This window comes from Ruegeria sp. BG7 (assembly GCF_056535685.1).
Genome location: NZ_JBQFIU010000001.1, coordinates 538,080 through 558,564, shown reverse-complemented (window position 1 = coordinate 558,564; position 20,485 = coordinate 538,080). Strand labels below are relative to the sequence as shown.

Annotated in this window: 24 protein-coding genes and 1 tRNA gene; 8 read left to right on the top strand and 17 right to left on the bottom strand. The window is 57.1% G+C overall.

What is annotated here, in order from left to right; all coding sequences use genetic code 11:
- Positions 1-19 precede the first annotated feature (19 nt).
- A tRNA-His gene (locus ACR3EH_RS02755) sits at positions 20-96 on the top strand.
- A gap of 90 nt (positions 97-186) precedes the next feature.
- Here the strand turns inward: ACR3EH_RS02755 and ACR3EH_RS02750 are convergent.
- The 11 genes from ACR3EH_RS02750 to secG form a co-directional block, all read right to left on the bottom strand.
- Positions 187-993: an ABC transporter permease gene (locus ACR3EH_RS02750; RefSeq protein WP_171182637.1), complete on the bottom strand. Its 807-nt coding sequence runs from the start codon at positions 991-993 to the stop codon at positions 187-189.
- Complete coding sequence (locus tag ACR3EH_RS02745) at positions 990-1,877, bottom strand: ABC transporter permease (RefSeq protein ID WP_171089270.1); 888 nt, start codon at positions 1,875-1,877, stop codon at positions 990-992. Before ACR3EH_RS02745 ends, ACR3EH_RS02750 begins: the two co-directional genes overlap by 4 nt.
- A gap of 81 nt (positions 1,878-1,958) precedes the next feature.
- Entirely contained in the window at positions 1,959-2,708 is a 750-nt protein-coding gene (locus tag ACR3EH_RS02740) for a transporter substrate-binding domain-containing protein (RefSeq protein WP_171089272.1), read from the bottom strand.
- A gap of 33 nt (positions 2,709-2,741) precedes the next feature.
- Positions 2,742-3,518, bottom strand: coding sequence for an ABC transporter ATP-binding protein (locus tag ACR3EH_RS02735; RefSeq protein ID WP_171182639.1), 777 nt, complete (start codon positions 3,516-3,518; stop codon positions 2,742-2,744).
- 125 nt (positions 3,519-3,643) lie between these two features.
- Positions 3,644-4,396, bottom strand: a complete 753-nt coding sequence (locus ACR3EH_RS02730) for a phosphate/phosphite/phosphonate ABC transporter substrate-binding protein (protein WP_171182641.1) — start codon at positions 4,394-4,396, stop codon at positions 3,644-3,646.
- Entirely contained in the window at positions 4,393-4,830 is a 438-nt protein-coding gene (locus ACR3EH_RS02725; protein ID WP_171089278.1) for a tellurite resistance TerB family protein, read from the bottom strand. The genes ACR3EH_RS02730 and ACR3EH_RS02725 overlap by 4 nt, the downstream gene beginning before the upstream one ends.
- Before the next feature lie 20 nt (positions 4,831-4,850).
- Positions 4,851-5,300: a tellurite resistance TerB family protein gene (locus tag ACR3EH_RS02720; RefSeq protein ID WP_171182643.1), complete on the bottom strand. Its 450-nt coding sequence runs from the start codon at positions 5,298-5,300 to the stop codon at positions 4,851-4,853.
- A gap of 181 nt (positions 5,301-5,481) precedes the next feature.
- Complete coding sequence (locus ACR3EH_RS02715; RefSeq protein WP_171182644.1) at positions 5,482-6,258, bottom strand: isocitrate lyase/PEP mutase family protein; 777 nt, start codon at positions 6,256-6,258, stop codon at positions 5,482-5,484.
- Positions 6,259-6,423: 165 nt separating this feature from the next.
- On the bottom strand, positions 6,424-6,906 hold the full coding sequence (locus tag ACR3EH_RS02710) for a bacterioferritin (RefSeq protein WP_171089284.1): 483 nt from the start codon (positions 6,904-6,906) through the stop codon (positions 6,424-6,426).
- A 123-nt stretch (positions 6,907-7,029) separates the two neighbouring features.
- Positions 7,030-8,673, bottom strand: coding sequence for a CTP synthase (locus tag ACR3EH_RS02705; RefSeq protein WP_171089286.1), 1,644 nt, complete (start codon positions 8,671-8,673; stop codon positions 7,030-7,032).
- Between the two features lie 160 nt (positions 8,674-8,833).
- A complete protein-coding gene (gene secG, locus ACR3EH_RS02700; protein ID WP_171174800.1) occupies positions 8,834-9,199 on the bottom strand; it encodes a preprotein translocase subunit SecG in 366 nt (121 codons plus the stop codon).
- A gap of 151 nt (positions 9,200-9,350) precedes the next feature.
- Between secG and nthA the strand changes: the two genes are divergently transcribed.
- The 5 genes from nthA to ACR3EH_RS02675 all read left to right on the top strand — a co-directional run bounded on the left by nthA (position 9,351) and on the right by ACR3EH_RS02675 (position 12,721).
- Positions 9,351-9,965: a nitrile hydratase subunit alpha gene (gene nthA, locus ACR3EH_RS02695; protein WP_171646769.1), complete on the top strand. Its 615-nt coding sequence runs from the start codon at positions 9,351-9,353 to the stop codon at positions 9,963-9,965.
- A complete protein-coding gene (nthB, locus tag ACR3EH_RS02690) occupies positions 9,962-10,639 on the top strand; it encodes a nitrile hydratase subunit beta (RefSeq protein ID WP_171675482.1) in 678 nt (225 codons plus the stop codon). Before nthA ends, nthB begins: the two co-directional genes overlap by 4 nt.
- Positions 10,636-10,965: a nitrile hydratase accessory protein gene (locus ACR3EH_RS02685; protein ID WP_171182650.1), complete on the top strand. Its 330-nt coding sequence runs from the start codon at positions 10,636-10,638 to the stop codon at positions 10,963-10,965. Before nthB ends, ACR3EH_RS02685 begins: the two co-directional genes overlap by 4 nt.
- Positions 10,966-11,189: 224 nt before the next feature.
- Positions 11,190-12,485, top strand: coding sequence for an adenylosuccinate synthase (locus ACR3EH_RS02680; protein WP_171182652.1), 1,296 nt, complete (start codon positions 11,190-11,192; stop codon positions 12,483-12,485).
- The gene (locus ACR3EH_RS02675) at positions 12,485-12,721 is read left to right on the top strand and encodes a DUF2842 domain-containing protein (protein WP_171089298.1); all 237 of its coding nucleotides are present in this window, start codon (positions 12,485-12,487) and stop codon (positions 12,719-12,721) included. Before ACR3EH_RS02680 ends, ACR3EH_RS02675 begins: the two co-directional genes overlap by 1 nt.
- Here the strand turns inward: ACR3EH_RS02675 and ACR3EH_RS02670 are convergent.
- Positions 12,712-13,284 (bottom strand): GNAT family N-acetyltransferase, encoded by a 573-nt coding sequence (locus ACR3EH_RS02670; protein ID WP_171182656.1) that lies wholly within the window; start codon positions 13,282-13,284, stop codon positions 12,712-12,714. The two genes, ACR3EH_RS02675 and ACR3EH_RS02670, sit on opposite strands and share 10 nt — an antisense overlap.
- A gap of 183 nt (positions 13,285-13,467) precedes the next feature.
- Positions 13,468-15,174, bottom strand: a complete 1,707-nt coding sequence (locus tag ACR3EH_RS02665; protein WP_171182658.1) for a hypothetical protein — start codon at positions 15,172-15,174, stop codon at positions 13,468-13,470.
- 123 nt (positions 15,175-15,297) lie between these two features.
- On the opposite strand from ACR3EH_RS02665, the gene ACR3EH_RS02660 reads away from it, so the two are divergent.
- A complete protein-coding gene (locus ACR3EH_RS02660; protein WP_171182660.1) occupies positions 15,298-16,005 on the top strand; it encodes a thiamine diphosphokinase in 708 nt (235 codons plus the stop codon).
- On the opposite strand, the gene ACR3EH_RS02655 is transcribed toward ACR3EH_RS02660, so the two are convergent.
- The 4 genes from ACR3EH_RS02655 to ACR3EH_RS02640 are packed head-to-tail and all read right to left on the bottom strand — an operon-like array spanning position 15,950 to position 19,424.
- On the bottom strand, positions 15,950-16,864 hold the full coding sequence (locus ACR3EH_RS02655) for a DMT family transporter (RefSeq protein ID WP_171182662.1): 915 nt from the start codon (positions 16,862-16,864) through the stop codon (positions 15,950-15,952). The two genes, ACR3EH_RS02660 and ACR3EH_RS02655, sit on opposite strands and share 56 nt — an antisense overlap.
- A gap of 45 nt (positions 16,865-16,909) precedes the next feature.
- Entirely contained in the window at positions 16,910-17,326 is a 417-nt protein-coding gene (locus tag ACR3EH_RS02650) for a GFA family protein (RefSeq protein WP_171089308.1), read from the bottom strand.
- 21 nt (positions 17,327-17,347) lie between these two features.
- Complete coding sequence (locus ACR3EH_RS02645) at positions 17,348-18,721, bottom strand: L-serine ammonia-lyase (protein WP_171182665.1); 1,374 nt, start codon at positions 18,719-18,721, stop codon at positions 17,348-17,350.
- A 1-nt stretch (position 18,722) separates the two neighbouring features.
- The gene (locus ACR3EH_RS02640) at positions 18,723-19,424 is read right to left on the bottom strand and encodes a glutathione S-transferase family protein (protein WP_171675484.1); all 702 of its coding nucleotides are present in this window, start codon (positions 19,422-19,424) and stop codon (positions 18,723-18,725) included.
- 167 nt (positions 19,425-19,591) lie between these two features.
- On the opposite strand from ACR3EH_RS02640, the gene rpiA reads away from it, so the two are divergent.
- Complete coding sequence (gene rpiA, locus ACR3EH_RS02635; RefSeq protein ID WP_171089315.1) at positions 19,592-20,380, top strand: ribose-5-phosphate isomerase RpiA; 789 nt, start codon at positions 19,592-19,594, stop codon at positions 20,378-20,380.
- The last annotated feature ends 105 nt before the right edge of the window (positions 20,381-20,485 follow it).

Here is a 20,485-nt window from a genome sequence, read left to right as displayed (position 1 = left end):
TACATCGCCCCTCACGAGTGCCGCCTTAGCTCAGTTGGTTAGAGCGCTGGATTGTGGATCCAGAGGTCCCCTGTTCAAGCCAGGGAGGCGGTACCACTTCTCTCAAAACAGGTTTGTTTTCATGCGACTGCACGCGTTACGCCATTGGAATGGCCTTGAAAGTTGATGCGATGCGCGCGCTGAAGATCAGCGCGCGAGGTTCAGTTTGAAACGCATCTTGGTTTGTCTGGCCACTGGAAGATGCCGGTTCAAGCGCTTGTTGATCATGCCAAAACCCCAGACGATCACCAATGTCAGCAGAATGAAATAGAACGCCAGAATCGGATATGGAACGAACGGGTTGAACGTCTTGTCGGCAAAGTAGCTGGCGTAATACAGCGCGTCTCCGCGTTGTTGCCAGGCTGGGAAAGCCGAGAAGAAAACCAGCGTGGTGGCGTGGAACAGAAAGATGGCCTCGTTTGTATAAGCGGGCCACGCCAGGCGCAGCATAGTTGGCCAGACGATCCGGCGGAAACGAGCCCAACCGGTCATGCCATAGGCATCTGCGGCCTCAATATCGCCTTTGGGAATGGATCTGAGCGCACCATAGAAGATTTCGCCCGAATAGGCAGCGGTGTTCAGGAAGAGCACGATCAGCGCCCCCAGCCAGGCTGAGGTGAAGGCGTCAAACATGGGGTAGGATTTCTTTAGCGACAGGAAGAAGAAGTAGGCAAAGAAGAACTGGATAAACAAGGGCGAGCCACGGAACAGGAAGATGAACCATTCCGAAGGTTTTCGCAGCCACTTGTTCGTCGAGGCTTTGCCGACCGCCAGGGCGGTGGCCAGAAAGAAACCGGTCGCCAGTGCCATGATCCCGAAATACACATTCCAGATCATACCTGACCCGATCAGAGTAAACTGCTCGCACAGGGTGAAATCGTTCTTGGGCAACAGGCGCTCGCCAATGCCAAGAGAACGGAGGCCATAGTCCTGAATGGTCTGCAAGCAGCTCATGCCGTGGTCTCCTTGCGTAGCAATTCACCGCCCGAGGTGGCCTGTCCGTGCGACAGCTTGCGCATCAGTTTTTCCAATCCAATCTCGGATACGCGGGTCATACCCAAATAGAAAATCAGCAGGAACAGGAAGTACCACATGCGCCAGTCGCCGTGGGGATATTGTGTGAATCTGGAGGTCTTGGTGCCACCAAGCTCGCGCGCCCAATAGACGATATCCTCGATCCCCAGCAGGAACAGAAGCGGCGTCGCCTTGATCAGTACCATCCACAGGTTCGACAGGCCGGGCAGGGCATAGACCCACATCTGCGGCACAAGGATGCGCCAGAAAGTCTGACGACGGGTCATGCCATAGGCTTCGGCTGTTTCAAGTTGCGCGTGTGGAACAGCCCGCATACCGCCGAACAGGACGTTGGCGGCAAAGGCCCCGAAAACGATTGAGAAAGTGATGATGGCCAGAAAGAACCCATAAGTTTCATGCACCCATTCCGGCGCTGTTCCCAATGGCAGCTTGGCCGCCTGACACACGATGAAGTCATTTCCCTGACGGATCGGGTCGGTCCATTCGGGGCACAGGATTTTATGCCGCGTCCATTCGAACGCCTGATCCAGGGCAATGACAAAAAACAGGAAGAATGCGATGTCGGGGACGCCGCGCACAATGGCGATGTACCCTTTTCCCAGCCAGCTTAGTGGTGGGAAATGCGACCGGGCTGCCATTGCACCCATAAAGCCAAACGCCAACGCAACAGGCGCGGTCACGGCCAGCAATCCCAATACTTTGAGGAAAGATAAGTAGAAGGACCAGTGGACACCGTTGGTCAGGTAACAAGAAAACCAACGGAATGTTCCGAGCGTGTCTGGATCAGCGCAAAAGGAAAACATGTAGCGTCTTTCGAACGTCGTGCCCGCGTTTCTGACGGGCCAGGTTCGGCGCGACAAACGCGCCGAACCGCTTGATACGGATTAGTTTGTAACGACCGAACCGTCAGCGTTGTAGGTCGGCACGCCTTCGCCGAACCACTTGACGATCAGTTCGTTCAGCGAACCGTCTGCTTTCATCGACGTGATTGCTTCGTCGAACTTACCACGCAGTTCGCCATCCGATTCACGGATGCCCAGGCCAATACCGCCGCCCAGAGGCACGTCATCGCCTACGAAAACCAGCTCACCGCCCGACTCCTCAACGATCGGCACCAGGAAGTCCTTGTCAGCAAAGACCGCGTCGGCTTCACCGTTACGTACGGCTGCGATGGTTTCTTCCGGGGTTGCGAATTCAACCAAAGTCGCGCCGGATTCGGCTACGTGACCGGCCTGAATGGTTGCGGTTTGCGCGGCGACGATACCACCGGCAACATCAACGCCTTCCGCTGCACCGACGTAGGCCGAAGCCGCAGGCGGGAAGTAGTTCTGGGTGAAATCGATAACCTCGTCACGCTCGTCGGTGATCGACATGCCAGCGATGATGGTGTCGTAGTTGCCCGACACTAGGTTCGGAATGATCGAATCCCAGTCGTTCTTAACCCACTCACACTCCAGGTTTGCGCGTTTGCACAGCTCGTCGCCGACCTCACGCTCGAAACCGTCGATCTCACCGGCGTCGTTGATGAAGTTATACGGAGGGTAGGCGCCCTCGGTGCCCATGCGGACGGTGTCGGCCATGGCGATACCGGCAGTCAGCGCCAGTGCCGCGGTGGACAGAATCAGGTTTTTCATTGGTTACTCCCCAGTTTGGTTCTGTATTTGAAGTTAAGCCGCCTGAGTGGCGGAGAGAAAGCCCCGAAGCCGTTCGGATTCGGGTGACGTAAAGATATCTTCGGGCGTGCCTTCTTCCTCGATAAGGCCCTGGTGCAGAAACACCACGTGGCTTGAGATGTCGGCGGCCATTTTCATGTCGTGGGTCACGATGATCATGGTGCGCCCTTCGGAGGCCAGATCCTTAATCACCTTGATGACCTCTTGTTCAAGCTCGGGATCCAGTGCCGAGGTTGGTTCGTCGAACAGCAGCGCCTCGGGTTCCATGCAAAGGCCACGCGCAATGGCTGCACGCTGTTGCTGACCACCGGACAATTGGGCCGGGTAGACATCGCATTTGTCACCAATGCCCACTTTGTCCAGGTACCTTCGTGCGCTGTCTTCCACTTCGGCCCGGTCACGGCCCAAAACGGTCACTGGGGCCTCCATCACATTTTGTAGGATGGTCATATGCGCCCAAAGATTGAATTGCTGAAACACCATCGACAGATTGGTGCGAATGCGCATGACTTGCTTGGGGTCCGCCGGACGGCGCGAATGGCCTTCACCAGACCATTTGACTGGTTCACCCTTGAAAAGAATTTCACCCTGCTGACTGTCTTCCAAAAGGTTGCAGCAGCGCAGCAGCGTCGATTTTCCGGATCCCGATGATCCGATCAGCGAGACCACGTCGCCCCGATGAGCCGTGATATCCACCCCTTTCAACACCTCGAGATTGCCGAAGCTTTTGTGAAGGTTTTTGATTTCGATGACGGGAGCGGTTTCTGTCACGGGCAGTCCAGTGGTTGGTGGTGTTGGTGCGGTACTAGGACCGAAAAAATAGGTCAATGCAATGCGCAAATGACAGAATCAAGACCTCAAACGCCCAAAATGGCCAAATGCATTCGACAATTTGGTCAGCTGTTCGAAAGTAAGGCGTTTGGGGTCGGTGGGTTGGGAACAGACAGGTAATCGGACGCCGGAATGTCCACTAGGCCCCGCAGGTACAGCTGTTGTCGATCCGCGTCCTCTAGGCTTTCAATGGCTGCGCGAACGGCATGCGCGATTTGCGCAGCGTTTTGCCCTTGTGCGGTAATGAAGGGCAACGTTGGGGTCGGCGCGGTCCTCGTCACCTCTTGCACGCGGTCATTCAGGTCAGTGTGATCCTGCAGCAGATGCCATGTTAACGCATCCAACGCGGCAAAGTCGGCTTGTCCCTCGGCCACGGCTTGCGCCGATAGCGCGTGCCCGCCGGTTTCCAAAACTGCAGCGGGGCACAGATTCAACTTTGTCAAATGCGTGATTGGGGCCGCCCAACCGGACTGAGATAGGGCCTCGTTATAGGCAAAGGTGCCGTTCGCCAGATCTGGTAGATCGCGGGCGTCATCCCGACGTTTGACAAAAACCGAGCAGTAATGGCCAGCCGGACAATCGGGCAGGCCATAATCTGGCGTTCCAATCAATTGCACATGACCATGTAGTCGGGTTCGATACGGCATCCCACAGGTCTGAGCCAATATCAGATTCGGGTCCTGCCAGACCTCCCACATGTCCTGATCTCGGGTCAGGTGATCCGGGCCGAAACCCAGATGATTGCGTATCAGCCCCCAGAACCGGTCATTGGCAGCTTGAAGCGCAGGCATGTCGTACATGCCAAGCATTGCAATCACGATTTTGCAGCCCTTTGGCGCGCCAAGGCCGAATCCACGTCGCTTACACCCAACAGGCTGACCACGAGACGCAGCAGAGAATCTTCTTCGCCAGTGCGATGACCGTCAGCAAGCGCTACGGACCACAGGGCCTGGACCACGGCCAGCCGGTCCTCATAGGCGACAGCCTCTTTGATGGCACGGGTAAAGCGGACCGTGTCGGGGGCTTCGGCCTCCAAATCCTCGGCCTGCGCGCGCAATGCAGCGCTTTCGAACGGCGACAGGCCAAAGCGTTCCGCCGAAATGCGGTCGATCCGCGCCATCTCGGTATCGGAATAATCATTGTCAGAACGGGCCAGACGCACCAGCAGGGCCGTCAGGGCAAGGCGGGCGTCGTCTTCGACAAGCGGGTCGGGCTGAGGCTGCGTGAGCCTGGAAAGAAAGTCACTGAACATGGGATAGATATAGCGAGCGCCTACCTCACATCCAAGCGGCTTTGAACGCGTTCACGTGCGGCCTTACTGTCGTTGAAGCTCAACCCCATGGCGACGCGGGCTTCTTCGACGATTTTCATTTCGCCTTCGTCTGTGCTGCCATCAGCCAGAACAACTTCCCAAAGCGCATCCAGCGCGGCCAGACGTTCCTTCAAGTCGGTCGTTTCGCGGATCAGCTTGCCAAAGGTATCCGTTTCCGGCGCAGCTGCGTGAAGCTTTTCGCAAGTCGCACGCACTTTAGCGGCTTCAATCGCGTTATGCTGGTAAAGGCGGGCCAGAATTTTGTCGATCAAACTGATCTCTTCCAGTTTGTAGTCCCGGTCCGCCTGCGCCACACGCACCATGAGCGCGCCCAGGGCAAGCTCGGCATCCGGATCGGGCAGGTGTTTATGTTGAGGCGGTCTGAGCGCCTGAAAGAACTTTTTCAACATAAGGTCAGGTTATTCCATATTTTGTGGTCCGCCAAGCGAAGACTACCTGCCATAGACCTGAATGATCACAAGATTGCCGATCGACAGCAGGCCGCTATGAACTTGCATTCATCGTTTGATGCGTTCAACCAAGAGATGAGGGAAATACTGACCGAAGGCAATGCCATCCCACCAACGGCGCTTAGCCTTCATAGTTCAAAGCCGCCTGCGCCTGCTCGGTCAGCCATTTGATCATCTGACGATAGGGCACAGGCCCGTAACTGACACGAGCAACGCCCAGTTCAGCCAGCTTGGACGTAGCAGGCGTGCCGGGCAGGGCGATGATGTTAACCGGCAAGTTAGTTGCTTCGCACAAACGACCAATCAAAGCTTCGTCTTTCAGGCCCGGTGCAAAAAAGCCGCTGGCACCGGCCGCTTCATAGGACGCGGCCCGCGTGATGGCATCGTCCAGCATAGCCTCGCTGTGGGTCTCTGCAGGAGCTTTGAGAAAGATATCGGTGCGCGCATTGACATAAGCGGGGATGCCCGTGCTGTCGCACGCCTCTCGCATGGCTTCGACGCGCTTGGCCTGAACCGCCACATCATAAAGCCCCGCGCCGCCAATAATCTGATCTTCGAAGTTGAAACCAACCACACCGCAATCCAGAGCGCGTTTCACGTTTTCTGAAATACCCTGCGCGTCTTCGGCATAAGCGCCTTCGAAATCCAGTGTCACCGGCAGATCGACTGCTGCCACAATGCGGCGAGCGTTGTCCAAGGCAGCCTCAAGCGGGACGTTTTGTCCGTCGCTGAACCCCTGAGCCATGGCAACCGGGGCGCTGCCAGTCGCAATTGCCTGCGCACCGGCATCCCGAACCGCACCGGCGCTGCCTGCGTCCCAGATGTTGAAAAGGATGACCGGATCGCCCTGTTTGTGAAGGCTGGTGAAGGTTTTCGCGTTCTGGATCTGGTCGGCCATCGGAACTCTCCTGTTGTAACGTGACCAACAGTTAACGTTACGATGTCCGACCGAGTAGGTTTTTTTTCCTTTGATACGTCACTTTGAGGTGACGGGCCCTGCATCGCTCAATTCCTATCGGACTGAGCTATGCGGGTGATTTGCGGCAAGCCGAATGTAAGCAGCCTATGCCTCGTCCGCTGCCCCAGATACGAATTTCGCACTGAAATTGGCTTCGCCCAGACGCTTCAGCAAGCTCAGTTGAGTGTCCAGCCAGTCCTTATGACCTTCCTCTTCCAACAAAATGCGTTCGAACAGCGTACGTGAACCGACATCGCCGACTTCAGCTGCTTGCAGCGCGGCTTGGGTATAGAAATCAACAGCTTCGGTTTCGTCTTTCAGATCGGCAGAGAACATCTCTTCCAAAGAACCTGCCGCGGCCGGGCTTTTCTGAAACGAAAGCTCGGGCACGCCACCCAGAAACAGGATGCGCTCGATAAACGCGTCAGAGTGGCCCAACTCTTCCTGCATTTCGCCCCGCATCTTTTCGGCTAGAATATCAAGGCCCCAGTCTTCTAGCACATGGGCGTGCAGCTGATACTGATGCGCCGCCGTCAGCTCCATATGCAGTGCTTGTTGGAGGTTGGTGATCGTTGTTGCGTTGCTCATCGGAAATCTCCTGAATCTCTGAACTGTATCCAAGGCGCGAAGCAGAAACTTCGCATCCTCATACAGTTAAGAGGTCAGCCCCCACAAAACAACGTGGGGGTGACAGACCGACACAGCGGCGGATTACACCAGACGCGAGGTGTCTTTTGCAGCGCGCACAAAATCGCGGAACAGCGGGTGCGGGTCAAAAGGCTTGGACTTCAGTTCCGGGTGGTACTGAACGCCGATGAACCACGGATGATCTGACCATTCCACGATTTCGGGCAAACGGCCGTCCGGCGACATGCCTGAAAAGTTCAGGCCCGCCTTCTCAAGCTGTTCGCGATACTTGATGTCGACCTCATAGCGGTGACGGTGGCGTTCCTCGATCTGGGTGCTGCCATAGACGCCGGCAACTTTGGATCCTTCGGCCAGAACCGCGTTGTACGCGCCCAACCGCATGGTGCCGCCTTTGTCGTCGCCGACTTTGCGTTCAACCTTGTGGTTGCCCTGTACCCACTCTTTCAGGTGATAAACAACTGGCTCGAAACGTTTTTTCCCGGCCTCGTGGTCGAATTCCTCTGAACCCGCCTCGGTGATGCCAGCGGCATTTCGCGCCGCCTCGATCACCGCCATCTGCATGCCCAAACAAATGCCCAGATAGGGGACCTTGTGTTCGCGCGCATACTGAGCAGCCTTGATCTTGCCTTCGGTGCCGCGTTCGCCAAATCCACCGGGGACAAGGATCGCGTGGAAGCCTTCCAGATGCGGGGCCGCGTCTTCTGTGTCGAACACCTCGGCATCGACCCACTCGATTTTCACCTTAACCCGATTGGCCATACCACCATGGGTCAGCGCCTCGGCAATTGACTTATAGGCGTCTTCAAGCTGAGTGTATTTGCCGACGATGGCAACTTTGACCTCACCTTCGGCATTGTGGATGCGGTCACTGACGTCTTCCCATTTGGCCAGATCGGGTTTCGGGGCAGGGCTGATCTGGAACGCGTCCAGCACCGCCTGATCCAGACCTTCCCGGTGATAAGCCAACGGAGCGTCATAGATGGTGCTCAGGTCCTGCGCCGCGATCACGCTGTCGGGGCGGACATTACAGAACAGCGCCAGTTTCTCGCGCTCTTTCGTCGGGATCGGACCTTCAGACCGGCAGACCAGAATATCGGGTGCCAGACCGATCGACCGCAGCTCTTTCACCGAGTGCTGGGTCGGCTTGGTTTTCAACTCACCCGACGCTTTGATGTAGGGCAGCAATGTGAGGTGCATAAAGATACACTGACCGCGCGGCTTGTCCTGGCTGAACTGACGGATGGCTTCAAAAAAGGGCAGGCCCTCGATGTCGCCGACGGTGCCGCCGATCTCACACAGCATGAAATCAACCTCATCTTCGCCGATGGCGATGAAATCCTTGATCTCATTGGTGACGTGCGGGATGACCTGAATGGTTTTGCCCAGGTAATCGCCACGGCGCTCTTTCTCGAGCACATTCGAATAAATCCGCCCCGAACTGACCGAGTCGGTTTTCCGCGCTGCTACGCCGGTGAAGCGTTCATAGTGGCCAAGGTCCAGATCGGTTTCGGCCCCATCGTCGGTGACAAAAACCTCGCCGTGTTCGAAAGGCGACATTGTGCCTGGGTCGACGTTCAGATAGGGGTCCAGCTTGCGCAGGCGAACGGAGTACCCCCGCGCTTGCAGCAGCGATCCCAAAGCCGCCGAAGCCAGTCCTTTGCCCAAGGACGAAACCACACCACCAGTGATGAAAATAAAACGCGCCATAGTTTTTCGGCTGCTCCCGTGAGACGTCAAAATCAGCTGCCCGACGGTTCCGAAAAACCGCTGCATCACGGGACTTCACGTATAAAGGATTCGCGCCAAAAGCGCAAGAGAACCGCAAGATGCTGTTGCAGTCCTCTTTCAGGTTTCTAGGTTTTGTGGATCAGTCCGCTTGCGGGATCAGTGGCGCGTTGTCGCCCTGTGCCGGTGGCAGAAGATCATCTGCCGACGGAATCGCCGGAGTGCTTTCTTCGGTGGAAGCCGGAGCCGGAACGCCCAGACGGTCGATCACCGAACTGCCCGACGACTTCTGAGCCGCGAGGATGGTCAGTGTGATCGAGGTCACGATAAAGCAGGCCGCCAGAATCCAGGTCAGCTTGCCCAAGGCGGTTGCCGCTGCGCGACCCGTCATTGCGCCGCCACCGCCGCCGCCCATGCCAAGGCCACCGCCTTCGGACCGCTGCATCAGAACAACGGCAATCAGGCCCAAGGCCAACAGAAGGTGGATGATGAGAACGACGTTTTCCATGGTGGTCCTGTACAGCGTGGCGTGTATCGCGTGGTACTTATGCAAGTTTGTCCGCGGGGGCAAGTCAGGAGTTCACATCACCACACGTGATACATCATATCACGGCAACGGGACTGGACAGAACACCAATGCGTGACGCAGGCTGCGCCGTATGCCACATGACGACCACGACCACCCGCACGCATTGTTACCACCGGAACCCGCTTTGCGCGTCAAGGCGCTGGAAACGATTCTGACCCGTAAAGGGCTGATCGATCCGGCTGCGCTGGATGAAATCATCGACACGTATCAAAACAAGATTGGACCGCAAAATGGCGCGCGGGTTGTTGCCAAAGCATGGAACGATCCTGTGTTTAAGGCGGCTTTATTGGAAGATGCCACACCCGTTGTGGCGGATCTTGGTTATTACGGTCGGCAAGGCGAGCACATGGTGGTTGTTGAGAACACACCCGACCAGCACAACATGGTCGTCTGCACCTTGTGCAGTTGCTACCCGTGGCCATTGCTGGGTATCCCGCCCGGCTGGTATAAGTCTGACGCCTACCGTGCCCGCGCCGTGCGCGAACCGCGTAAAGTGCTAGCCGAATTTGACGTCACTCTGCCCGAGGGTACATCTGTGCGGGTTTGGGATTCGACTGCCGAGATTCGCTACCTCGTTCTGCCCATGCGACCTGAAGGCACAGAAGGGATGAGCGAAGACGAACTTGCCGCGCTGGTGACACGCGACAGCATGATCGGTACCGGCCTTCCCATGGTGTCCTCATGACCCGCGTTCATGACATGGGCGGCCGTTTTGGAGATGGCCCGATTGATCCAGAAGCAGAGGGCGCGCCGGTTTTTGCCGAAGAGTGGCACGCTCGGGCATTGGCGGTGACACTTGCCGCAGGGTTTCTGGGGCAGTGGAACATCGATGTGTCGCGACATGCGCGCGAACGGCTGTCTCCAAAAGACTACGCGCGATTTTCATATTACGAAAAATGGATCTCTGGCCTAGCCGACCTGCTGGTTGAAAAAGGTGTTCTCAGTTTGGATGACCTGCGGGGTGGCGGTGAGGAGAGAGCACACCCGCTGACCGAGAAAGTGCTTAAAGCCGAAGCCGTTTCTGCTGCTTTGGCTAAAGGTGGACCAGCGGACAGACCGTCGAACGTCGCGGTGCTGTACTCTGTTGGGCAAGACGTCATCACGAATCGACCTGCTGCAAACCGGCTTGTGGATGGGGGCCATACCCGTTTGCCGATCTACGCATCAGGCGCCAAAGGGCGAATCCTGCGTTTGCATGGGACGCACGTTTTACCCGACGCAAACGCCCACGGTTTGGGCGAAGCACCTGAACCGCTGTATGCAGTGGCCTTCCCGGCGTCTGAACTGTGGATCAACCCAGAACATCCCAAAGACGAAGTGGTGCTGGATTTGTGGCAAAGCTATCTGGTTCCAGCATGAGCGAATGCGTCATCCATACGGCCCCGGAACCTGTCTTTGCCGAACCCTGGCACGCGCAGGTCTTTGCTGTCACCGTTGCCCTGAACGAGGCTGGTCGGTTCGGTTGGTCCGACTGGGCAAATCGATTCTCGAATACACTCAAGCGTCATGGCTTTGCGCGGGAACTGGATGGTGGCGACGACTATTTTCACGCTTGGTTGGAAACACTTGAGGACATGCTCGCCGAGCAGGGTGCCGCTCTGCCACAGGATGTGACTGACCTGCACCGGGCGTGGGAAGAGGCTTATCTGACGACACCCCACGGGCATCCGGTGCATCTGCGTTGACCATTGTTCGGGGGCTCTGCCCCCGCCGCCCGTTCCGGGCGACTCCCCCGAGGTATTTCTAGCCAGATGAAGCTGGGGATCCGTCTTCATCTGGCCCCAAATACCTCTGCCGGAGGCATCGCGCATTCGCGCGATTTCAATCTGCGGCGAAAAATCGGTTTCCCTGCCGTTTGTGCCCGGCTATACGAGCCGAGTTTGATTACTCAGCACGAAAAGGACCGGATATGGCCAACGTGGTTGTTGTCGGCGCTCAATGGGGCGACGAAGGAAAAGGCAAGATTGTCGACTGGCTCAGCGAACGGGCGGACGTGATCGCGCGTTTTCAGGGCGGGCATAATGCCGGTCATACGCTGGTGATTGATGGTGAGGTCTACAAGTTGAATGCCCTTCCGTCGGGGGTTGTGCGCGGCGGTAAACTGAGTGTTATTGGCAACGGTGTCGTATTGGACCCCTGGCATCTGGTAAACGAGATTGCCTCGATCCGTCAGCAGGGCGTTGAGATCACGCCCGAGACATTGATGATCGCCGAGAATACGCCATTGATCCTGCCAATCCATGGTGAATTGGACCGTGCGCGGGAAGAAGCTGCCAGCAAAGGCACCAAGATCGGAACCACCGGTCGCGGAATTGGCCCTGCATATGAAGACAAGGTTGGGCGCCGTTCGGTCCGTGTGGCTGACCTGGCGGATGAGGCAACGCTTGAGGCCCGGGTGGATCGTGCGTTGCAGCACCATGATCCGTTGCGCAAAGGTCTGGGCATTGAGCCTGTCGACAGGGACGCCCTGATTGCACAACTAAAGGAGATCGCGCAGGAAATCCTTCCCTTTGCCGCTCCGGTCTGGAAAGTGCTGAACGAAAAGCGCAAGGCGGGCAAACGCATTTTGTTCGAAGGGGCGCAAGGTGCTCTGTTGGACATCGATTTCGGAACCTATCCATTTGTGACCTCGTCCAATGTGATCGCCGGGCAGGCCGCCACCGGCGTGGGAATCGGGCCTGGATCGGTTGATTTTGTTCTGGGTATCGTCAAAGCCTACACCACCCGCGTCGGCGAAGGCCCGTTCCCAACAGAGCTGGACGACGACGACGGCCATCGCCTTGGAACCCGGGGGCACGAATTTGGAACGGTGACAGGCCGCAAACGTCGCTGCGGCTGGTTCGACGCCTGTCTGGTGCGCCAGACCTGTGCGACCAGCGGCGTGAACGGCATCTCTCTGACAAAGCTGGATGTTTTGGATGGGTTTGAAACGCTGAAAATCTGCACCGGATATGAGCTGGATGGCGAACGGCTGGACTATCTGCCCACCGCGGCCGATCAACAGGCACGGTGCACCCCCATCTATGAAGAAATGCCGGGGTGGAGCGAATCGACGGAAGGCGCGCGCAGCTGGGCCGAACTTCCGGCCAACGCGATCAAATACGTACGTCGTGTGGAAGAACTGATTGAATGCCCAGTGGCGCTTTTGTCCACCAGCCCGGAGCGGGACGACACCATTTTGGTGACAGACCCGTTTGCCGACTGATGGCCGAGGAAAAGAAACCGGGACTGAGTTACAAGGCGCGTCGGCGGTGGTCTCTGGTGATCCTTGTTATTGGCTTGCCGCTGTACATTGTGGCTGTGGTGACGGTTGTGAACTGGCTGGATCGCCCCCCGATCTGGGTTGAGCTTCTGGTCTATGTCGTACTTGGCGTTCTTTGGGCTTTGCCGTTCAAGTTCGTTTTTCGCGGCGTCGGGAAAGAAGACCCGGATCAGTCCTGACCCTCTTGAGAAGCCTGTGTCGGGTTCGGCCAACTGAGAACTGCGCGTGCAAATGCGCGGTACTCACTTGTGATTTCTTTGGCCATGCTGAAAGGGGTGGGCCATGGTGTGGTCAGGGTCGCCTCGACCTGACCCGGTACAAGGGTTAGCTCTGCGTTGTGCTTTGCGGCCAGGCGTCTCATTTTCTGATTGGTCGCAAGGCATAGCATATGGACTTCTCTGATCCCTCGGTTTTGAGCGATCGTAATGAGGCGGGATAGCAACGCATCTCCAATCCCTTGATCTTGCCAAGCTTTTTCAACAGTAAATGCCGCTTCGGCGACGTGGTATTTGTGGTCAGGTATCAGACGCAATTCTCCCACGCCGCGTAGACAAGAATCCGGGAAAGCTCCGAAAACAAATGCTGCGTCGGCAAACATATTGGACAGGTAGTCTTGCACCCCCTGCGGCTGAACAGGTGTGCCAAAGCGCGAAAGCAATACGTCCTCATCCAAGCTGTTGAAATGGCTTGAAATTAAAGCGTGATCATGTCTTCGAAGTCGGCGAATTACGATGTCTTGCATAGCACTGCCTCAGTCTGAAACGGATCTCGTGACGAGAGTTTTACCGTGAGACTATACCATAATTCTGCGCTGCAGCATAAACCGTTTTGACGCGCTGCCTGAATAACGGTGCACCTTGCACAGTTGAGTTCGCAAAAAAAGGGCCGGGATTTAACCGGCCCTGCTTGTCTATAGGCGCGTCAGTCAGCCCACTGCGCGTTCATCATCCGGGCGGAAGCCGATCAGATTGGAGGCCGCAAAACGGCCACCGCCGGCTTTCTCGATTTTGCCGTCGCGCAGCAACTGACCGAATGAACGCAGGCTTTCTTCGCGATTGAACTCATCCTGCTTCAAAGAGCGGACTTTGTTCATCAGTTGCGGGCGCGAGAACTGTTCCTGACCTTCAATAAAGGACAGATAAGCTGCTGCTGCTTCCAGAAGGTCAGGCAGTGATTGAGCGCCCTGGTCCTGTGCAAACTGGGCAAAGCCGCCTTCTTCCGAACCGCTGTCTTCCATTTCAGTGGTGACGCGACGGGGCATCACGGGGCCGGTTGGTTCGCTCTGATCGTCAACGCGCTGTTCAGCCACCAGTTTTAGCGGGGCCGGAGCATCTGCTTCCGGACGCGCACTGGTCACCTTCACTTCGGGGCGGCGGGGGCTGACCACAGATTCCAAGTCGCCACGGTATTCGTCGGCCTTTGAGGATGCAGTGTCTGCGTCATCCAGCTCTGCCTCGGTCGCAGCGACAGCTGTACGCAGGTGCGAATAGGTTTCGCGCGCATCGCTGCTGGACGGATCATCCATATGTTCGCCGGTTTTGGCCATCAAACGCTGGACATCCTGATCCGGATCGGCGTCATCCGCCAGTTTTTGGCTCGAGCGCTCAGAGAACTCTGACTCGATCTCGGAAATCTCGCTCAGCAGGTTCTCTTCATCTTCGGCCGTCAACAAACCATGGGTCTGATCGTCCTGTGAGTCCTGGGATGCTTCATCCGAAGTTTCAATCGCCACGTCCTCTACATTCAGGATGTTTGGAACGTCCTCTTCTTCGACCTCGTCTGCTACGTCTTCTTCCAGATCCGCGAACAGCGGTTCGGCAGGAAGTTGCTGCATTTCGGGGGCGTCTTCGAGGCTGTCGACCTGCACGTGCTCGGGGGTCATGGGCACGTGCAGGTTGTCAGCGTCACTCGTTGGGGCTTCTGTTTCGACGGTTTCGGCTTCGTCTTTGTCTTCAGTCTCTTGTGCCTCCGCCGTTACATCCACGGTCAAGTCGTCTGTTTCTTCGGGCTCGAACTCTTCCACAGCAGGTGTCTGCTGTTCTTCGGCCACTGGAGCAGCGGGCTTTTCAAAGTCTTCAGCGCTCAGCGCACCGGCCTCAAAAGCTGCGGCGACTGCGTCCACTTGGGGGGTGGAGCCTGCCAGTAAAGATGTGTCTTCATCTTCGGAGTAAGCCGAAGGGGGAACGTCCGAATGAGAGACGACCGCGCGAATACGCTGCAGCTTAGACGCGATGCTGTCAGCTGCCGGAGGAGAAGTATCTTTGACGGGTTCCGCCTCGGAAAACGCTGTTGGTGTCGGCTGTTCGTGAGTAGGGGTGTGTGCAACAGGCGGAGCGGCGGTGTGCGAAACCGGTTCCTGGTACGTGGCTTCCGGTGTCTGCGTGGCGCGCAGCAGCAGTCCAGATTCGTTCTGGCTTGCTTCTACCCGCTGCGACGCATCGCGCCGGGCAATGCGGGTCAGCATTTCGGCATCAGGTTGAGGGGGCTCTGAGCCGAAATAGCGGTCATCCGCAGCGAGGTCACGAAAATACTCGGCGATGGCTTTCATCGTCTCAAAGGAATCGTCAAATCCTTCCAAAGTGCAGGAGAAGGTTCCATAAGAAACGGTCAATACCTTGTTATTCTGTACCATCAGACGCACGTCCTTTACAAACTACGAGAGCCAGCTTACCCGGATTCGGGAGCACACACTGGCTCGGAACTCTTCGCATGAACCTATCATTTTGTGGTCTTAATGTGTCCAAATCCGGGAAAAATGGCCAATCTTGTGAAAAATGAGCCAATTGTACGCTCAACGGATCCAATTGGACTGTTTGGGGGGGGATTTGTCGGCGCAGAAGACCTGAATCTGGTGCTGAATCGCGTCAAATCCCTTGTAGCTGCTGATGGTGGTGCGGCTGTTCTAACAGAATCAGGTCAGATCCCGGATGCGGTCATAGGTGATTTCGATTCGCTAGACGCAGTGGAAAAAGCGAAAATACCTCCCGAGCGTCTCTTTCCGGTCCGCGAACAAGACAGCACTGACTTCGACAAAGCCCTGCGTAGTGTGCAGACCCCATTGGTTCTAGGGGTGGGGTTTCTGGGTGGGCGGCTGGATCATCAACTGGCTGTTTTGAATACTTTGGTCAGAAGGCAGGATCAGGCGTGCATTCTATTGGGTGAGCATGAGGTGGTCTTTCACGCGCCGCCGTGCATTCACCTGCCCGTTGATCCCGGAGATGTCGTTTCGCTGTTTCCAATGTGCCCGGTTACAGGACGCAGCACCGGGCTGGAATGGCCAATCGAAGGGTTGGAGTTTCAGCCAAACGGTCAGGTAGGCACTTCCAACCGCGCACGGGCCGAGGTTGAGTTGCAAATGGACGGGCCGGGGCTTTTGGTTATGATCCCGCGCTCCGCGCTGGATCGGCTTATGCAGGTGTTTCTGTCGGGGCAGACCGGGCGGTGGCCCGCTCGCGCAGAATGACATAGAGGCCCGCAGCGATGGTTATCAAAATGCCAATCGCTGCAAGCCCGTCCGGCAAGTCGCTGAAGATGACCCAGCCGATCAGGGTTGCAACGGGAATTTCCAGATATTGCATCGGGGCCAACGTGGCCGAAGGCGCATAACGCAACGACCAGGTCATCAGCAGATGGGCCACCGTGCCCAACACGCCGATTGCCAGCAAAAGCCAGTACATGTCAGCGGCAGGCAGCGTGGCTGAGATCTCCCATACGTCAAGGTGCGTTCCAATCACCAGAACCGGCGTTAAAACCAATGTGGCAAGAACGCCCGACACGGCCTGCAATGACACAGGGTCAGTCTCTTTCGCGATTTGCCGCGTGACCAGCATGAACAAGGCAAAGACAACAGCGACGATCAGGGGCAATAGCGCAGGAGCGCCGACCTCGGCAAAGCTGGGTTGGATGACCAGAAGCGTGCCGATAAATCCAACGATGCACGCGACCAGACGGCGGGCACCAACTTCTTCGCCCAGCACGTATTTACCCAACAACAACATGATGAACGGCATGACAAAAGCGATTGCGATAGCATCCGCCAGAGGCAGGAACTGAAGCGCGCTGAACATCGCCGTGATGCCGACGATATGCAGAAATGTGCGGATCACAGTCAGGCGCAGAATACGCCCGCGCATGCGCCATGGTCGTCCTGTCAAGGCAACCAGCGGGATCAGGATCAAGGCTTGCACAGCAAAGCGGACTGTAACCAGCAATCCCAACGGAGTCGTCTCGCCCAACAGCTTGGCCATTGAATCACCCAATGGCGCAAGCACGCAGAAACCAAGCATCAAAACAATGCCAAAGACGGGACGATCCTGAGTCATGCCTGCGACGCTAGCCGTTTCGCGAAAGAGTGGAAAGGTCCGACGTTAGGCTTTCGGCAGAGGCTGAACCTTGGTGTAATCTGGCCCAACACAGGTGGGCAAACCGTCATCAAAGTGCAGCCAGCTCAGCTTTTCCTCGTGAGAGACATGAAGTGTTGGGTGCAACACCTCTGGGTTCTCTAATGTCGCCACGTACAGATGCAGTACATCTGACATCTTGGCCGAACGGAACGAGATCGGTGTGCCGCAATGCGGGCAAAAGCTGCGCTCAACTCCTGGTGAGGAGTTGAAGCGCTTAGGTTCTTCCCCGGTCCAACGCCATTGCCCGTCGCGAACCGCGAAATAGATTGTCATCGGAGCTGCGCATTGGCGGCGGCAACTGTCGCAATGGCACGTCACACAAGACAGAGCAGGAGAGTCGACTTCGTATTTGATTTTGCCGCACAGGCAATGTCCACGCATCCGGTAGACTCCTTTCCGACCTCAACAGTTCGGGATGTTTACAGCCAACCCGCCCAGCGAAGTTTCTTTGTACCTCTCGTGCATATCAAGCCCGGTTTGTCGCATGGTTTCAATTGCCGAATCCAAAGGCACAAAATGCTGACCATCACCTCGCAGCGCGAGCGACGCTGCAGAGACTGCCTTGATGGCGCCCAACCCGTTACGCTCGATACAGGGTACCTGAACCAGACCCGCGACGGGATCGCAGGTCATGCCCAGATGATGCTCCAGCGCGATCTCGGCGGCGTTTTCCACCTGCTCGGGTGTGCCGCCCATCACCGCGCAAAGCCCGGCTGCAGCCATGGCAGAAGCGCTTCCAACTTCAGCCTGACAGCCCGCTTCAGCGCCCGAAATCGAAGCATTGAACTTGACCAGCCCGCCAATTGCAGCGGCAGTCAGCAGGAAATCTTCGATATGGCTTTCCGAAGCACCGGGCACGTGGTCGAGGTAATATCGCAGCACTGCAGGCAGCACACCCGCCGCGCCGTTGGTTGGGGCCGTGACAACTTGCCCGCCGGCCGCATTTTCTTCGTTGACCGCCATCGCATAAACGCTCATCCAGTCGTTGATTGTGTGAGGCGCGGTCAGGTTCATCCCGCGCTCGGCCATCAGAGCGTCATAGATCCCTTTGGCACGGCGACGCACGCTCAGGCCACCTGGAAGAATACCATCGGTCCGCAGGCCGCGCTCGATACAGTCGTTCATTACCTGCCAAAGGCGGGCCGAGCCCTTGGTAAAACTATCCGCGCAGCCGCGCGCGATTTCGTTGGCGCGCTTCATTTCGGCGATGGATTTGCCGCTGGAATTTGCCATTTCCAGCATCTCGGCTGCCGATTTGAACGGGTAGGGGACTGGATCGCCTTCTTCGGTGGCTTTGCCTTCGGCCAGTTCCTCTTCGGTCAGAACAAAGCCGCCACCGATGGAATAGAATACCTGCCTCAGGATCACGTCGCCCTGCGCATCCGTTGCCATCAGGATCATCCCGTTGGCATGCCCGGGCAGGTTGTTGTCGTAGTCAAAGACCAGATCGGTTTTCGGGTCGAACGTCAGTGTCGGCAGACCTTCGGGCGACACGGTATGCGTGTCGGCAATGGCAGCAAGCGCAGCCTCGGCTTTGTCATTGTCATACGTGTCGGGCACAAACCCGGCCAGGCCAAGGATAGTTGCACGGTCGGTCGCGTGGCCGACACCGGTAAACGCCAGCGAGCCGTGCAATGACCCCTTGAGGCCGGAAAACTCAAACGGCGACGCGCGCATCATGTCAAGAAAGCGCGCGGCAGCGACCATGGGGCCCATGGTATGAGATGAGGACGGGCCGATGCCCACTTTGAACATATCGAAGACAGAGAGGAACATATCAGATAGCTGAGCCTTCTGGAGGGTTGGCGTGAACAGGGGATGTGAACGGGGTGGCCCCAAGACCTTCTGCGGCTATGGCCGAACGGGTCGCGGGGCGTGTTTCAAGGTGCGCCAGCAGTGTTTGCAGACAAGGTGTATCGGCCAGCTGGTACCAACTGCGGTCTGCCTGAGCGGGGTACAGCGCCATCCAGCGCATCATGCACGCAACGTAATAAGTCAGCACCGATGGTTGGTCAGCGCAGAACCAGTCCGGCGCGCGTTTTGCTAAAGTATCCAGCAGTTGCAGGTGGCGCCTGAGACGCGGGCGAATGCCAGTCCGCAATGTGTCGGCCTGTGATGGGTCGATGTATTTCTCAGCGTAAAAGAGGATACGCAGGTCCGCGTGCAACGTGTTGGACGCAAAAAACAACCACTTCAGAAAGTCCGCACGCGCAGGGTCACCCGGCGCAGGTGCAAGCTGACCGTGATGCTCGGACAGCCACAGCAGGATCGCCGCAGTTTCAAAGATCGGCCCTTGGGGTGTTTCCAGAACTGGGATCAACCCGTTGGGGTTCAGGGCACGGTATGCGGCACTGTCCTGTTCGTTGCTGCGGCGATCCACCAGAACGGTTTCATAGGGAACAATCATCTCCTCCAGCGCCAGGCGGATCACCAGCGAGGCGTTATCAGGGGCATAGTGCAGGCGGTAGGGCGTCAACATGGCGGCAACTTATAGCTCTAAGATGAACTTGTAAGACATGATTGCGACGTTTCCGATAGGAAACGCGTAGTCCAGGGCCATCTTTGGGTTCGCCGCACCGCGAATTGGGGTCGCAGTTACGCTGCGCATTCCCTATAACTCGGGCAAGCCAATTTAGGACAGCTGCCATGACCGGAGATCTTTCGCCTATCGACACTGCGAAATTCGTGGCTGCGCGCCGCGCGGCCGAGATGGTCGAGGACGGAATGCGCGTCGGCCTGGGCACGGGTTCCACGGCCGCATGGCTGGTGAGACGCCTGGGCGAGAGGGTTCAGCAGGACGGCTTGCGGATCAAGGGTGTGCCAACGTCAACACGAACCGCGCAACTTGCCCGAGAGGTCGGGATTGAGGTGATTTCGTTGGACCAGGCCGGATGGCTGGACCTGACAATCGATGGAGCAGACGAGTTTGACAGCGACTTGAACCTGATCAAGGGCGGCGGTGGCGCGCATTTGCAGGAAAAGATCGTAGCGACTGCCAGCGACCAGATGATCGTCATCGCTGATTCCGGCAAAGAGGTCGAAACGCTGGGGGCTTTCCCTTTGCCGGTCGAAGTCGTTCCGTTCGGATGGCAAACCACACGCACCCTGATCGAAGAGGCACTGGATGCCATGGATGTTCTCGGGACGACATCAGTGCTGCGCATGAACGGTGAGGCCCCGTTTGTAACGGATGAGGGAAATCATATTCTGGACCTTCATCTGCAGCGCATCGGCAATCCGCGCCAGATGGCGCTGATCCTCAATCAGGTGCCGGGTGTCGTCGAAAACGGCTTGTTCATCGATATCTGTGACAAAGTCGTGATTGGCCACGGCGACGGTCGTGTCGAATTGAGGGATATAAATGCAGGGACCATCCAACTGGATCAGTTGCTTGGGGGCTCTCGTGACAACCTGTTTTCCGATGTTTCGGACTGACTTTAATGCCCTTATCCCCGACAAGCGCCAGTGAATGTTCGAAATTTCAGTGCCCGGGGGTTGGCACCGGGGTTTTCGCGCCCAGATATCCAGAGAATTTTTGCA